The sequence below is a fragment of the Acinetobacter defluvii genome, from assembly GCF_001704615.3.
In the GTDB taxonomy this organism is placed as follows: Bacteria; Pseudomonadota; Gammaproteobacteria; order Pseudomonadales; family Moraxellaceae; genus Acinetobacter; species Acinetobacter defluvii.
Genome location: NZ_CP029397.2, coordinates 939,373 through 953,825 on the forward strand (window position 1 = coordinate 939,373; position 14,453 = coordinate 953,825).

The 14,453-nt window shown below is 37.0% G+C and carries 18 protein-coding genes; 6 read left to right on the plus strand and 12 right to left on the minus strand.

Translation table 11 applies throughout. The features are described from left to right. Nucleotides 1-15: 15 nt before the first annotated feature. Entirely contained in the window at nucleotides 16-870 is an 855-nt protein-coding gene (gene lepB / locus DJ533_RS06825; RefSeq protein ID WP_065993602.1) for a signal peptidase I, read from the plus strand. 195 nt (nucleotides 871-1,065) lie between these two features. Here lepB and DJ533_RS19145 read toward each other — a convergent pair whose 3' ends face one another. Both DJ533_RS19145 and DJ533_RS18880 read right to left on the minus strand, forming a co-directional pair. Continuing rightward, nucleotides 1,066-1,179, minus strand: coding sequence for a DUF2059 domain-containing protein (locus DJ533_RS19145; protein WP_407647742.1), 114 nt, complete (start codon nucleotides 1,177-1,179; stop codon nucleotides 1,066-1,068). Next, nucleotides 1,131-1,322, minus strand: coding sequence for a hypothetical protein (locus tag DJ533_RS18880; RefSeq protein ID WP_065993601.1), 192 nt, complete (start codon nucleotides 1,320-1,322; stop codon nucleotides 1,131-1,133). The genes DJ533_RS19145 and DJ533_RS18880 overlap by 49 nt, the downstream gene beginning before the upstream one ends. 348 nt (nucleotides 1,323-1,670) lie before the next feature. Between DJ533_RS18880 and DJ533_RS06835 the strand changes: the two genes are divergently transcribed. Further along, nucleotides 1,671-3,113, plus strand: a complete 1,443-nt coding sequence (locus DJ533_RS06835; protein ID WP_065993711.1) for a capsule assembly Wzi family protein — start codon at nucleotides 1,671-1,673, stop codon at nucleotides 3,111-3,113. Nucleotides 3,114-3,300: 187 nt separating this feature from the next. Here DJ533_RS06835 and DJ533_RS06840 read toward each other — a convergent pair whose 3' ends face one another. After that, on the minus strand, nucleotides 3,301-3,828 hold the full coding sequence (locus DJ533_RS06840; RefSeq protein WP_065993600.1) for a hypothetical protein: 528 nt from the start codon (nucleotides 3,826-3,828) through the stop codon (nucleotides 3,301-3,303). Between the two features lie 199 nt (nucleotides 3,829-4,027). After that, the gene (locus DJ533_RS06845; RefSeq protein WP_065993599.1) at nucleotides 4,028-4,474 is read right to left on the minus strand and encodes a GNAT family N-acetyltransferase; all 447 of its coding nucleotides are present in this window, start codon (nucleotides 4,472-4,474) and stop codon (nucleotides 4,028-4,030) included. Between the two features lie 148 nt (nucleotides 4,475-4,622). On the opposite strand from DJ533_RS06845, the gene cysD reads away from it, so the two are divergent. The 3 genes from cysD (at nucleotide 4,623) to DJ533_RS06860 (ending at nucleotide 7,622) form a co-directional block, all read left to right on the plus strand. After that, complete coding sequence (gene cysD, locus DJ533_RS06850) at nucleotides 4,623-5,531, plus strand: sulfate adenylyltransferase subunit CysD (RefSeq protein ID WP_171488602.1); 909 nt, start codon at nucleotides 4,623-4,625, stop codon at nucleotides 5,529-5,531. Nucleotides 5,532-5,580: 49 nt separating this feature from the next. Continuing rightward, nucleotides 5,581-7,194 carry a sulfate adenylyltransferase subunit CysN gene (gene cysN / locus DJ533_RS06855; RefSeq protein WP_065993597.1) on the plus strand — a complete coding sequence of 538 codons (1,614 nt, stop codon included), beginning with the start codon at nucleotides 5,581-5,583 and terminating at the stop codon, nucleotides 7,192-7,194. Between the two features lie 155 nt (nucleotides 7,195-7,349). Then, nucleotides 7,350-7,622 (plus strand): hypothetical protein, encoded by a 273-nt coding sequence (locus DJ533_RS06860; RefSeq protein ID WP_065993596.1) that lies wholly within the window; start codon nucleotides 7,350-7,352, stop codon nucleotides 7,620-7,622. Between the two features lie 54 nt (nucleotides 7,623-7,676). On the opposite strand, the gene DJ533_RS06865 is transcribed toward DJ533_RS06860, so the two are convergent. The 7 genes from DJ533_RS06865 to DJ533_RS06895 all read right to left on the minus strand — a co-directional run bounded on the left by DJ533_RS06865 (nucleotide 7,677) and on the right by DJ533_RS06895 (nucleotide 13,395). Next, a complete protein-coding gene (locus tag DJ533_RS06865; protein WP_065993595.1) occupies nucleotides 7,677-8,408 on the minus strand; it encodes a hypothetical protein in 732 nt (243 codons plus the stop codon). After that, a complete protein-coding gene (locus DJ533_RS06870; protein WP_065993710.1) occupies nucleotides 8,408-9,955 on the minus strand; it encodes a DUF4139 domain-containing protein in 1,548 nt (515 codons plus the stop codon). Before DJ533_RS06870 ends, DJ533_RS06865 begins: the two co-directional genes overlap by 1 nt. Before the next feature lie 97 nt (nucleotides 9,956-10,052). Beyond that, the gene (locus tag DJ533_RS06875) at nucleotides 10,053-10,457 is read right to left on the minus strand and encodes a DUF3106 domain-containing protein (RefSeq protein WP_065993594.1); all 405 of its coding nucleotides are present in this window, start codon (nucleotides 10,455-10,457) and stop codon (nucleotides 10,053-10,055) included. Continuing rightward, nucleotides 10,447-10,773, minus strand: coding sequence for a hypothetical protein (locus DJ533_RS06880; protein WP_065993593.1), 327 nt, complete (start codon nucleotides 10,771-10,773; stop codon nucleotides 10,447-10,449). Before DJ533_RS06880 ends, DJ533_RS06875 begins: the two co-directional genes overlap by 11 nt. After that, entirely contained in the window at nucleotides 10,766-11,380 is a 615-nt protein-coding gene (locus DJ533_RS06885) for an RNA polymerase sigma factor (RefSeq protein WP_065993592.1), read from the minus strand. The genes DJ533_RS06880 and DJ533_RS06885 overlap by 8 nt, the downstream gene beginning before the upstream one ends. Before the next feature lie 158 nt (nucleotides 11,381-11,538). Then, nucleotides 11,539-12,315, minus strand: coding sequence for a TrmH family RNA methyltransferase (locus tag DJ533_RS06890; protein WP_065993591.1), 777 nt, complete (start codon nucleotides 12,313-12,315; stop codon nucleotides 11,539-11,541). 105 nt (nucleotides 12,316-12,420) lie between these two features. Next, the gene (locus DJ533_RS06895; RefSeq protein WP_065993590.1) at nucleotides 12,421-13,395 is read right to left on the minus strand and encodes a class 1 fructose-bisphosphatase; all 975 of its coding nucleotides are present in this window, start codon (nucleotides 13,393-13,395) and stop codon (nucleotides 12,421-12,423) included. 179 nt (nucleotides 13,396-13,574) lie between these two features. Here DJ533_RS06895 and DJ533_RS06900 point away from each other — a divergent pair, with 179 nt between their 5' ends. Further along, nucleotides 13,575-13,760 (plus strand): NF038105 family protein, encoded by a 186-nt coding sequence (locus tag DJ533_RS06900; RefSeq protein ID WP_065993589.1) that lies wholly within the window; start codon nucleotides 13,575-13,577, stop codon nucleotides 13,758-13,760. Between the two features lie 78 nt (nucleotides 13,761-13,838). Here the strand turns inward: DJ533_RS06900 and pal are convergent, their stop codons facing one another. Continuing rightward, nucleotides 13,839-14,402, minus strand: coding sequence for a peptidoglycan-associated lipoprotein Pal (gene pal / locus DJ533_RS06905; protein WP_065993588.1), 564 nt, complete (start codon nucleotides 14,400-14,402; stop codon nucleotides 13,839-13,841). Between the last annotated feature and the right edge of the window lie 51 nt (nucleotides 14,403-14,453).

Sequence of the window (14,453 nt, forward strand, 5' to 3'; positions counted from 1 at the left end):
GAGGTCGTATCGCTCATGGATTTTGATTTTAATTTAATTCTCGTACCCGCAACACTGGTGTTCTTTGTGTTGTGGTTACTCGATAAATTCGTGTTTAAACAACGCGAAACAAAGGGTAAGGGGAATGAACATTTTATCATTTCATGGGCATATGATTTTTGGCCAGTGCTTGCGGTGGTATTAGTTTTACGTTCATTCTTATTTGAACCTTTTAATATTCCATCTGATTCTATGGTACCAACCTTAGAAACAGGTGATTATATTTTGGTGAATAAATACCAATATGGCGTACGTTTACCGATTACCAATACTAAAATTATTGATATTGGTGAGCCACAGCGTGGTGATGTTGCGGTTTTTCGCTATCCTGAAAATCCAAAAATCAGTTATATCAAACGGATTATCGGTTTACCAGGTGATCATATTGTCTATGAACAAGGGCAATTAATTATTAATGGTAAAAAAGTTGAACAAAAAACAACTGAATTTAGTCGTGAAAAAGATGTTTTAGATACACCAAAATCGCTGTATTACACAGAAACTATGGGTGAACATAAACATCTTGTGCGCATTTTAGAAGGTCAAAATACGTTGGTTGGTGCTTTCCAGTATGCACAGAAAAAAGAAGATTTGCCATTTGTTGCACGTGATAATGACCGTTTTGTAAAATCAAATGGACAAAGTTGGGAAGTCACAGTACCCAAAGGTCATTATTTTGCAATGGGTGATAACCGTGATCAAAGTGCGGACAGTCGTTTTTGGGGCTTTGTACCTGAAGAAAACTTAACAGGGCATGCGATTTATGTGTGGATGCACAAAGAGCCAGGTTTCAAACTGCCATCATTTAGCCGTAACGGTGCGATTGACTAATTGTCATGTCTCATAATATTTAAATTCTAAAAAGACCAATTTATATTGGTCTTTTTACATTTGCTGCTGTTTTTAAATTACAAACAATCAAATTACAAAATATTGATAAGATATTTAGTTTTAAAGTTTTTCTCTAAGTTATTCATAATCTTCGGCATCAAACTTTGTATTTTACTTTGTATGAGCGTCATACTTTTATTTATCACCATGGGTATTTTTTTCAATGGAGGATTGCCCAATAGGAGTTTTATAACATGCAATTAATCGGTCGATCTCTTCTTGATTAAATGATTTTGCATAAATTTGAATAAAGCCTTTTTTAATGCTTTCCAGTTTAATTTATTTAAAATCAGTGTATTGCTTTCTGTTAAATACTTTTCAATTTTAATTTTTTCTTTGTCAGTGAGTGTCCGTGCTTGTGATTCAAGTGACTGATTGATATTTTCTTGCATGACAGGCAGCACTTAAGCTTGCGTTTGTTTAATCCATTGTTCGGTTTTAGTGATTTTCAAAAGCTCTTCAATTGATTGGCTTGAGGCAGTTGCTGCAAAGCTCTGTTTTTTATGTGGCATTACACTAAAAAATTGTTGAAAAATAAATTTTTCATTTTTAATTCTCAGCTAAGAAAGTTATTTATATAACAATATATTTTAAAAAATGTGAGTGGAGGATTAAGCATTGGCTTTAAATCAACTCATTTATCATACTGTTAAAATATTGTAATAAAACAGTTTCACCATTGAAAATTTTCGTTAAAAAAATTATGGTGGAGCACAGCAATGTTTAGAGAATAAATGCGCATGTTTTTTAAGAAATCATTATATGCTGCTGTATTGGCAAGCTTATCTTTGCCTATTTTTGCACAAGGTTTGGTGCTAAATAATGAAGATATTCGTACAGATTTAAACTGGTTAAACCAACAAGGTGTCATTCAAATTAGTACATCAACTTGGCCAATGAGTGGTGATGAGATTCAACGTGCGCTTTCAACAGCCAAGGTGAGCAATAACACGCAGCAAAAAGTCATTGATTCTATTCAAAATGCTTTAAAAGCAGATAATCAAATTGCAAAACTTGGTTTATTTGCTGAAACTGATCAAAAAAATGTGCCACAAGCATTTGGTGATAGTCAAAAAGCACAATACGCGGGTTCACTTGAATTTAATGCAGGGGGGGAAAACTGGGATGCAAAAATTCGTGTGAATGGTGAAAAAGATCCGCAAATTGACAACGGTCAGGATGTCAATGTTGAGGGTTCTTATCTTGCAGGAAAATTATTTAATCAATGGTTAATTGCGGGTCAAATGCCAACATACTGGGGACCTGGGCATGATGGTAGTTTGATTCGTGGTGATGCAAGTCGTCCTGTCTATGGATTTACTGCACAGCGCGCAGAACAAAAAGCATTTGAGTCTAAATGGTTATCTTGGATTGGTCCTTGGCAATATCAGGCATTTGCAGGACAACTTGATGATTATAAAGCTGTACCAGATGCAAAACTACTAGGTTTTCGTTTAACAGCCCAGCCTTTGCCTTATTTAGAATTAGGAGCTTCTCGTATTTTACAATGGGGGGGAGAGGGACGTTCAGAAAGTTGGGATACACTGTGGAATGCAATTAAGGGGAATGATAACTTCGATAATGGTGATGAAGATAAATCAAATCAGATAGCAGGTTTTGATGCCCGTTTAAATTTACAACCATTAGTAAATGTCCCTGTAAGTTTTTATGGTCAATATGTGGGTGAAGATGAATCAGGTTTATTGCCCTCTAAAAAAATGTATTTAGCGGGTGCAGATTATTCATCATCGTATAAAGATATGCCATTCCAACTGTATGCGGAATGGACCAATACTGAAACCAATGGGGATGTAAAAGGTATTTCTTATAATCACTATATCTATAAAGATGGATATTATCAACACGGTTTCCCACTCGGTCATGCGATGGGCGGAGATGGTGAAATGGTTTCTGTGGGCAGTGATATTCGTTTTGACCTCATGAACCGTTTAAGTGGTCGAATTTTATTTGCTAAAGTGAATCAGTCTAATCGTTTAACAAATGTGGCTTTTCCTGAAAATGATAAAGTTAAGGTTTTAGATTTAACTTGGACTCATTACATAAAGCCGACGATTCCTTTGAAAATCAATGGTTGGATCAGTGATTCAGATCGTGAAGGGAATGATGCTGGTGCATCTGTGGGTGTTGAGATTCCATTAGATAAAGCAATATTTGGTCATTAATTAAACGAAAAATTTTTAAAATATCTGAATTCAGGGATATTTAAAAACTTTCTTGAGCAATAAAATAAAACTACTTCTTTAATGACCATAGAGAAGTAATTCCTACCATTAAAAATATAATGCCAAAGTTATATTTTTAATTGTTTTAATAGCTTATCCAACATGGATAAGCTTTTTTTTGCCTGATTTATTGGAGAGCTAATTGGATACGGACTTTCATTTCTAACGCTTGTTGTAAAATAAAATCTTTCATCCAAGCAAAATTTTGACCGTGAGGATTAACTTTTAAAGCAGTATCTAAAAATTTTAATTCTGGTTGATTAAAAAGTTGCTGTTCAAAAATATACTTAAACTCTGAGATTTGCGCAGTAAAAGGAATTTTAAGTAAATAAAACTTTTTGGGATAATTATAAAAGGCATACATCAGATTAAATGCACTTTTTTCCCCTTTTAAATTTCCAGCAGAAATTTCATAGCTTTTATCTTGATTGCTCAATGTTACGCCAACCATATATTCAATATGTTGTTCAACGATTTGCAGGGCAAACTGCAAGCCCACTTGCTCACCAGCGTGTTGGTGTTGTGCAAAAACATTGAGCGCAGAACCGTCATCTTGATACGGGGCTTGTAAGACTAAGAGATTGTCTTGCTGATAAATATTACCTGCGAGTTTCGCATTTTCCAGCTTTTCTCGAACGAGTTGTATATTTTGCATAAGAAATTTAAACTGAAATAAAGCCTATGCTAAACAAAATATAGCAATAACAGTCAGAGTTGTTTTCGCTTACTGATAAGTTTTTAGGTCTAAGTTTAAATGTAAAAAATACATCAGTTTAGTTTTCTCAAGCTGCAAGGTGAAGTACTTTGGAAGCTTGATCAAATCTAAAATTCGAGCCATAAAGTAAAAACTCTGCTTAACTTAGACTTTGCTTGTATTGAATAAATCCTGTTTTTGTTGCGATGCGATCATATAAAAGCTGAGCTATAGTATTAGACTGTTGAGTTAACCAGTAAACACGATCAAAATCACCTTTACAAACTTGATAGCTATGTTCAATTAGTTTTCGTGCTAGACCTTGGTTTCTAAAATTTTGATCAACAAATAAATCTTGTAAATAACAATATGGCTTTTCAGTCCACATACTCATATGTGAAATAAGATGTACAAAACCAACAATTTGATGATCTACTTGAATGGCAAAACCAAACATATCGGTTTGGTTGCGATCAATGATACGTTGCCAAGATAAACGTGTTTGTTCTTCGCTCAGTGAACATTGGTAAAAATTTAAATAGCTTTGCCAAAGAGGTTGCCATTGTTCAAATTCAATTTTTTCTAATGCAAGAATTTGTATGGTCATCCGAATCTCTAATTTTCTGTTTATGATGTTTTTATATATCAATATAAAAAAACAAGCAAAAGAATTGCAGTGCAAATCACTATAATGCATATAAATTTTAATATGTGTAATAAGTACACCTTTTTGTGAGCTGGTGCTGTCAATGTCTATATCTGAGGAAAGACTTACTCATCTAAAACAGCTTGAAGCTGAGAGTATTCATATTATCCGTGAAGTTGCTGCTGAATTTGAAAACCCAGTGATGCTTTACTCAATCGGGAAAGACTCAGCAGTGATGCTGCATCTTGCTTTAAAAGCATTCTATCCTGCAAAACTCCCATTCCCACTGTTGCATGTCGACACAGGTTGGAAGTTTAAAGACATGATCAAATTCCGTGACAACATGGCAAAAGAGCATGGTTTTGATTTGATCGTACATCAAAATCAAGAAGGTAAAGACGCTAACGTCAATCCTTTTGACTATGGTAGCTCAAAATATACCGATATTATGAAAACCCAAGGCTTAAAGCAGGCTTTGGATAAATATCAGTTCGATGCAGCATTCGGTGGTGCGCGCCGTGATGAAGAAAAATCACGAGCCAAAGAACGTGTGTATTCTTTCCGAGATAACAAACACCGTTGGGATCCAAAAAACCAACGTCCAGAACTTTGGAATCTTTACAATGGTAAAGTGAACAAGGGTGAAAGTATTCGGGTATTCCCATTGTCAAATTGGACAGAGTTGGACATTTGGCAATATATTTACCAAGAAAATATTCCTTTAGTTCCTCTTTATTTAGCTGCTGAACGTCCAGTGGTTGAACGTAGTGGTACGCTGATCATGGTAGATGATGAGCGTATGCGTTTAAAAGAGGGCGAAGTTCCACAAATGAAATCGGTACGTTTCCGTACTTTAGGTTGCTACCCATTGACAGGTGCGGTGGAGTCAACCGCGACAACATTGCCTGAAATTATCCAAGAAATGCTTTTAGCTACGAGTTCAGAACGTCAAGGTCGTATGATTGACCATGATGAAGCTGGCTCGATGGAAAAGAAAAAGCAAGAAGGTTATTTCTAATCGGATTCTTGTCTAAATCGATTTCAACAAATTAGTGGAGCACTGAGCAATGTCTCATCAATCAGAATTGATTAGCCAAGATATCTTGGCCTATTTAAAACAGCATGAAAATAAAGACTTATTACGCTTTTTAACCTGCGGTAACGTGGACGATGGTAAATCGACTTTGATTGGTCGTTTACTTTACGATTCAAAATTGATTTATGAAGATCAATTACAAGCGGTGACCCGTGACTCGAAAAAAGTGGGCACAACAGGCGATGCACCTGACTTGGCGTTACTTGTTGATGGTTTGCAAGCGGAACGTGAACAGGGTATTACCATTGATGTGGCGTATCGTTATTTCTCAACTGAAAAACGTAAGTTCATCATTGCCGATACTCCAGGACATGAGCAGTACACACGTAACATGGCAACAGGTGCGTCTACCGCTGATCTTGCGATTATCCTGATTGATGCACGTTATGGCGTACAAACGCAAACACGTCGTCATACCTTTATTGCCAGCCTTTTAGGGATTCGTAATATTGTGGTTGCGATCAATAAAATGGACTTGGTTGAATTTTCAGAAACACGCTTCAATGAAATTCAAGCGGAATATAATGCTTTTGTGAACCAATTGGGTGATCGTAAACCTGCCAACATTATCTTTACACCAATTTCTGCGTTGAATGGTGATAATGTGGTCAATCCTTCACCAAATACACCTTGGTACGCAGGGAAAACCCTGATGAATACCTTGGAAACGGTTGAAATCTCACGTGATACCAGTGCGCATGAGTTCCGTTTCCCTGTGCAATATGTCAACCGTCCAAATCTCGATTTCCGTGGTTTCTGCGGTACGATTGCGCTAGGTGAAGTTAAAGTTGGCGATGAAATTGTCGCTTTACCGTCAGGCAAAAAATCGACTGTAAAGGAGATCGTAACGTTTGATGGCAATCTTGATCATGCGATTGCAGGTCAAGCGGTGACATTGACATTGAATGATGAAATCGACGTTTCTCGTGGGAATGTCTTAGTCAAAGCAGGTGAGCAACCGTCCTTATCTCGTTCTGTTCGTGCCACTGTAGTATGGATGGCTGATCAGCCACTGATCGTTGGTAAGCTCTATAATGTAAAAATCGGTACACAAACTGTGCCTGCAAAAGTTGAAAAAATTAACTACCGTACCAATGTCAATACCTTGGAAAAAACCCAAGTTGAGCAATTGGAGTTGAATGCCATTGCCGATGTTGAGATTGAGTTTGATGCACCTGTGTTGTTTGACCGTTATCAAGAGAGTCGTTATACAGGTTCGTTTATCTTCATCGACCGTTTAAGCAACGTCACTGTTGGTGCAGGTATGGTTGAGGCTGCGGTGGAATGGACTGCACATGATGAGCCTGTGACTGCTGAAGCACGTGCTGCACGTTTAGGTCAAAAGCCTGCTGTAGTTGCGGTATCAATTAAAGCACTTGAGAATGCGCAATCACTTGAAAGTTTGCTTATTCAACAAGGTGTTGTGGCAATTGCGAAAGCAGGGTTATCTGCTGAGCAAGTTGCATTGCTTCGTCAGACTGGTGTAGTAGTCATTAGTGATGTTGCGCAAGGTGCTGATGTGAGTTTTGCTCAGGAAACTGTTGAAGAGTTAGCTGAAAAGATTGTGGAGTTAGTCCGTCTTTAAAAGATTGGATTAATTGAAATAAAACCCGCGAAAGCGGGTTTTTTTATGATGCCTTAAAAGAAAAGACAAAAACTGCTTAATTATAAAACACTTAATAATACTCTATATTTCACATAAATTACGATCCCGATACAATAATGATAGGGAGATGTACAATGAAAAAGTTATTATTTTTAATGGGGTTATGTTTTACTTTTACAGCTGAAGCTAAGAAAAATAGTGAAAATGTAGCTGCAATTAAACAAAAAATTATTCAACAGTCGATTGAAAGTTATCCTGGAAATTGTCCATGTCCTTACAATACCGCCAGTAATGGTAGCCGATGTGGTAAACGTAGTGCGTACAATCGTGTGGGTGGTTATGCGCCTTTATGTTATCCTGAAGATGTGAGTGAACGTATGATTAAAGAATATAAAGAACGAAGTTAATTCAGTTTTCATTTTAAAAGTATCTGGAAAGTAATTTTTAAAATTCAACAATGACTAAGTTAAATGGATCCAAGGTAAGAGAACTTTGGAAATGGTGATAGATCCGATATAAAAGAGTGCAATACCAGTGATTGCGAAACCAATGATATTGACATCATTCTCCTGAAAATTTCGAAAAAACCAGAAAAAGACAGAAAGAATCGCAAATAAAATACTGGTTGGCATAAAGAAGAAGAACAATTTACGTTGCAATATAATCTTAGCTTTAATTTTTGATGAGGTTAAATATTCCGTTGCTTTAATTTTTAAAACATTGCCATCTTCGAGTAGTAATTCACCTTGAATAAACAGGATAATGGAGGAGGTGGGATTAACGACACTTTTTTTATGACTTGTCATAAATATTGCATGATCTAATTTATATTTTTTCTTACTCTCTAAGTGGTAGATGGATTTGAGGTCATAGATGAGCGTTGCATTTAGATATGAATATTGTTTTTTAATTACATGATTTTTTAATTCAGGATTATAAATTGAAAGTGTTGGGGTTTCTTTATGAGTATTAAATCCTGAGTTATTATAGATTAATTCTAAAAGATGATCGGATTGGCTGACTGTTTTCCAATCTTTAACTTGGTGATATTCATAATGCTGCATTGCTTCTCTTAACTCATTTAAAGTAAGTTTTTGAAAGAAAAACCCGGTAAATATAAAACAAATAATAAAAACAATTGCAAACGAAAAACTTGATTCTTGTTCAGTACTCTCTGATATAGGATTAACCATTAAAACCCCGACACGTTCCCTTTACTCGGATAAGTAAATTGATGCTGTAGGTCTATCGTAAATTTCTGTTTTGGACTTAACTCAATATTCCACTGATTAATATTCGGTTGACCTTGCCAAGTTGTACTATTCGGTTGCGGCTGATAAGTAGAATGCGTTACTAATTTTCCATTGCGACTTTGCGGTTCAGCTTCAAAAACAGTCAGTTGAACAGGGTAAGGGTGCAGGTTCTCAATGCTATATTGCTGCTTTTGAATGGTTTGAGATTTTGCATCCGCAAGTGGTCTTTTTTGGTTTGATAAATCAATGACATGGATTTGAATCTGTTCATCTGTACCGAAGCTGATTTGCATACCGTCATTACTTGTATTTGACCATTGACGTTCACCAACAAAATCACCATCACGGTATAACTTCACCAAACCATTCGGCAAGTTTGAGTCTAATTTCGTAACATTCGCAATGATAGAAGCCTTTTCACTTTGTTTCGGAATTACCCAAACTGAAAGTTGAGCAGGGATATTTTCACTGCTTAATGGTAAATAAATCTGTTGTTGACTACTGTAAATGGTGGCTTGAGTATTGGAGCGGAACTCAGTACTTAAATTTAATTGATTGGCTTGAAATTGTGGGAATAGGGGTTCTTGAGCATCATCAAGTGGTACAACCTCTGGTATAGGTGCAGGCATTACTGCATCTTTGAATGTATATCTGGCATTGAGAGGTGTTATATGAATTGGCTGAGGCTCATAATAATCCACCCACCAACTCTGAGGTGTGAGTTGTTGTACATAACCTTGTGGCGTGGCAGTTGAAAGTGTCAGTTTTACATTGTTCCAATCTTCACCTGTTTTTTGTGCAATCATCGCCATACGTGTCAGTTTGACTTGTTGAGTGCCAGTATCTAACTCAGCTTTATACATCGGCTGCCAACGCGCATAAGGAACTAAATAACTCATTTTAATTACACCATTTTGCGGTGCTTGAACATAAAATTTTAAGCTACGTTGTTTAAATTGATGATCGCCAATAGCATTTAGATCTTGGCGAAGTTCGTGTAAGCGTTGCTCTAATTTAACTTTTGCAGTTTTAGCTTGATCGATTGCGATAAAAGCATCATAAGCTTGTTGGCGAACTTTATTGGCAGAGCCTTTGGTGATATTGCCTAAAAACTTATTTTGTAATTCGGCTGCTTGAATAATGGAATTTTGTTCAGAAATTTGCTTTTCAATTTGTTCGATTTGTATTTTTAAGGCACGTGATTCAGCACCAGAGGGTTTGTCCAAAGCACTGTCTTGGTGGGAAACCGCATTTACCTCTATATTATTTTCAGTTTGGTATTGCAGTTGTGAAATATCAAAATTAGCAGCAAGTCCCTGTAGACTAACAATGTTCTCTCCAGCTTTTACGGGAATATTACGTTCAATTTTGGCTGTACTTGGATATAACGTTACGTGTTGAATAGGTGCATCTGCAAGTGTTAAAGCGAAGCTTATACTGATTGGAAAATTTAAAAGTCCAAAATAAATAATTGATTTTATTTTCATGATTACAGCATTTAAAGTCATAAATATTTTAAAATATTAAACAGTTCTATTTGAAAAGCAAATCAACAAATAAAAAAGCCTCTTTCGAGGCAGTCAATTAATGTGAATTAACAGAAGAGAGGTATTTTTGAATATATTCCGCTCGTAATTCATTTCTTTGTACAGTAGTCGTTGCTTTTTGCATTTTTGTGCGCATTTCATTACGTTCAGAGGTACTCATTTGCTGCCAAACTTCACGCATTTTTTGCTTTTCTTCTTCAGGTAGCTGTGTAAACCAATCCATGCGTTGCTGTAATGCCACGCTTTGTGACTCTGGAATTTCTTTCAGATTTTGATAACGTTTAATTAAAGCACGTTGTTCATCTTCAGATAGCGTGTCCCACGTATCACTGACTTGGGTATTGGCATCTTTAGAAAAAATCCAAAAACGCTCAAAGCCTGCAAAACTTGTTTGTAGAAAACCAATCGCACAAAAAGCCAAAACGAGTTTTTTAGCTGCCATGGGAATGACTATCCTCACCAAATACAGACAACATCTCTAGATCTTCCATCATTTGTGGTGAAAGTTTTGGACTCACAGCAACATGTTGCGTTGTTGGGTTTGCTGGCTCTGCATCAAACACATTCGGTAAAATTACAATACCTGTTAATGCTGCTGCTAAGGCAAAACCAGTTATCTTCCAATTGCCATAACGAGAAGCAGGCTTGTCATGAATATGTTCAAGCACATTATTCATGACCACCGCTTTGTTACGGTGATTGCGAGCAAGACCGTCCAGTTTTGACGTAACTTGTTTCGTGAAATCATCATTATTCATCCGATGATCCTCCATAAGGATTTAAATGCGATAACGTAGTTCTCAGTCCTTGAATCGCCCTATGGTAATGGGTTTTAACGCTACCTTCTGTACAGTTCATAATTGATGCTGTGGTTTGAGTATCAAAGCCTTCCCATGCTCGCAACATAAAGGCTTGTTGCTGACGCACAGGTAAGCGACTAATCGCTTCTTGAATTTCTTCAATGGTCAAGTCTTGATCTAAAAACTGTAAAGGATTCGGCGTAGATTCATCCACGATGTCCATCACCTCTTCATCATCGCTGTCGATATCAACTTTACGAAACAATGAAAAAGGTGAAGCACGGCGTGCTTCTTTACGGCGCCAATCCTGCAATTTATTGTTTAAGATCGTATAAAATAGGGGATACCATTCCTCAGTGGACTTTTCAGCATAGGATTTATGTAAGGAAATAAAGGCTTCTTGAACCAAATCCATTGCAATGCCATTATGACCCTGCGTTGCACTTTCCATCATCACCAACGCACGACCTGTTACGTCTTGCATAAAAAACTTTAGACGTTGTTCAGCCGTACTCTTTAGAGCAGCAGTTGTTTCAGACTGTGACTTCTTTGGTGCTAAATCCATAGAGATGGAAAATCCCGTCATTGGGCACCCACCATAATTTTATAAACCTATATCTATAACGTTTAAAAATGAGGGTGGGTTGACAAACAATACAATTATTTTTATCAGTTTAAAGGATTTTTTAAGGTACAGCGCAAACGATAAAATAATTTAACGAATTAAAGGCGTTGACGTACCATTTCAAAGAAGCAAATCGAACCTGCTACAGCAACATTAAGCGATTCTTGTCCCCCTGGTTGTGGAATGCTCACCGCTTGTGCATGTCGAAGTGCAAATTCAGAAACCCCTTGACCTTCATTGCCTAAGATCCAAACGCATTGGGGACGTAAGTTTTGACTATATAAACTTTCAGATTCATGTGAACTGGTGACATATACTGGGATTTTAAATTGCTTAAGAATATCTTCTAAAACAATATTTTCATAAGTCTGTAGAGAAAAATGCGCACCCATCCCTGCACGTAGGACACGTGGTGACCATAAAGATGCAGAGCCTTTGGTACAGACAATTTGTTCAATGCCTGCTGCTGCTGCAGAACGTAGCAATGTACCCACATTGCCTGGATCTTGGACATTTTCTAAGATGAGGGTGTCTTCAGTAAAATTCAAAGCCTGAGTGGATGTTGGTAAATCAACAATCGCTAAACAGGCTAAGGTTGTGCCGAGTGTACTTAAATCTTTATACAAAGTTTCACTCAGGACAAAAATTACACCTTGATAATATTCTGCAATTTTTTCAAAGTCTTCATGTTCAAGTGCACGTTCAGTGGTAAAAATTGAGTTGATTTTACGTTTTTTCTCAAGCCAAGATAGGCATAGATGTGTACCTTCAAGTACCGTTTGCGCTTGTTTTTTACGATAACTATTTTGTTCAATCAAGCCACGTAAGTGTTTAATTTTGGGGTTGTCACGAGATTCTAAAAAAATGGTGGGCATGGGAGTGTATCCAAAAGATGTAAATTGGGGTTGTGCATCTGCAACAACCCCTGAATGGACTTACTCCCTGCGATAGAGAGTAAAATTTTTAAAAACTATTACAATTTAATTATGGTAGCGAGTGACCAACTCAACTTCATTTTTAGAGCCGATTACTACAGGAACACGTTGATGTAGTTCCGTGGGTTGAATGTCTAAAATACGAATACGACCTGTCGTCGATGCACCACCAGCTTGCTCCATCAGCATGCTCATCGGGTTTGCTTCATACATTAAGCGTAAACGACCCGCTTTTTTCGGATCTTTGGTGTCGTATGGATATAAGAAAATACCGCTACGGCAAAGGATACGGTGAATATCACCCACCATACACGCCACCCAACGCATATTAAAATCTTTTTCACGGATAGAGGTTTTGCCTGCTTGTAATTCATCAATATAACGTTTTACTGGCGCTTCCCAATGACGTTGATTTGATGCATTGATCGCATACTCTTTGGTATCAGCAGCGACTTGGATATTTTCAGACGTGAGTAAAAACTCTTTGCTTTCAGGATCAAAAGTAAAAAATACTGTGCCTGCGCCTACCGTTAACGCCATCATTGTTGATGGTCCATAAAGTACATAACCCGCAGCAGCTTGCTCTTTGCCTGCTTGCATAAAGTCTTCTGCTTGGGTGACTGCATTTTTAGCATTTAAAATGGAGAAAATCGTACCAACACACATATTAATGTCGATATTACTTGAACCATCCAGTGGATCAAATAAAACTAAATATTTACCATTTTCTTGGGCAGGGGTGAATTCGTCTAATTCTTCTGAAGCCAAACCGCCAACATTTTTATTGACTTTTAAGGCATCAATTAAATAATCATTTGAAATGACATCAAGTTTTTTCTGCTCTTCGCCCTGAACATTTTCATGTTGTGCACTTCCTAAAACACCAGCCAATGCACCTTTTTGTAGGAGTTGGTCAATAGATTTACAAGTGCTTGCAATTGTTTCAATAACATCAGCAAGTTCAGGTGTTAAATTCCCTTGTTGTTGTTCTAAATACTGGGATAAAGTGCGATTTGACATAGCAAAGCTGCTCCAATAAAGCGATAATTTTCTAACAAATTAAACAATCGGGTTATTTTAGATGAGTTTGCCTCAAAATAAAAATTATCCTGTGTTATTTGTCGTGATTTTGCCCTTGCAAGTATTTTAGAAAGTGCTATGTTGACAGTACTAAGGATCGCGTTTTAAGGAGCATCGTTATGACTACGAAAAAGTTTGAAGCAACGCCAACTCCAAGTGATGGTATTGATTTAGATGAAATTAGTGCTGAAAATGTGAAAGATGCATGGAAAGATTACGAAGCAAAACCTGAATATAAAAAGTTCAATAAGCATGACTTAATTGAATCCATGCAAAGCCCCAAGCACACTGAAACTGAATCTTAATTTATAAAAAAGCGTCCATTTGAAATGAGCGCTTTTTTTATTATTACTCGCTTGGTCGAGTAACTTGTCTTGTAACGATTATTTTAATAACGGTGGAACCGCTTCATAATTAAGTTCTACACGACGGTTTTCTTTCCATGCTGCTTCATTGTGACCAGCATTGATAGGCATTTCTTTACCATAGCTCACTGCTTCTAATTGACCTGGGTTTACACCATTGGTGATCAAGTAGCTTTGGACTGCTTTCGCACGACGCTCGCCCAAAGCCATGTTGTATTCACGTGTACCACGTTCATCGGTATGACCTGTTAAAGCGATTTTAGAGTTTGCATTTGCAACTAAGAATTGAGCGTGTGCTTGCAAAGTTTGATAATCTTCATTTGAAAGATCACTGCTGTCATAGTCAAAATGGACTACACGTTTCGCAAGATACGGCTTATTTGCCTCAGTCACACCTTTTGCAGATGCACCAGCTAAGTTTTGTGCGTTGAGTGCTGCATCTTCACTTAAACCAGAAGTATTTACACTGCTGCTTGGCGTAGTTGTGACGTTAGCATCTGTAGTAGGTTTGCGGTTTGCACAACCAGTCATGACCAAGCTAACAGCTAAGAGGGGCAATGCTAAGTATTTAATCGTATTCATTGTTAACTCCATAAAGTTATTTTAAAAGTTACAGCATTATTGACATACAAA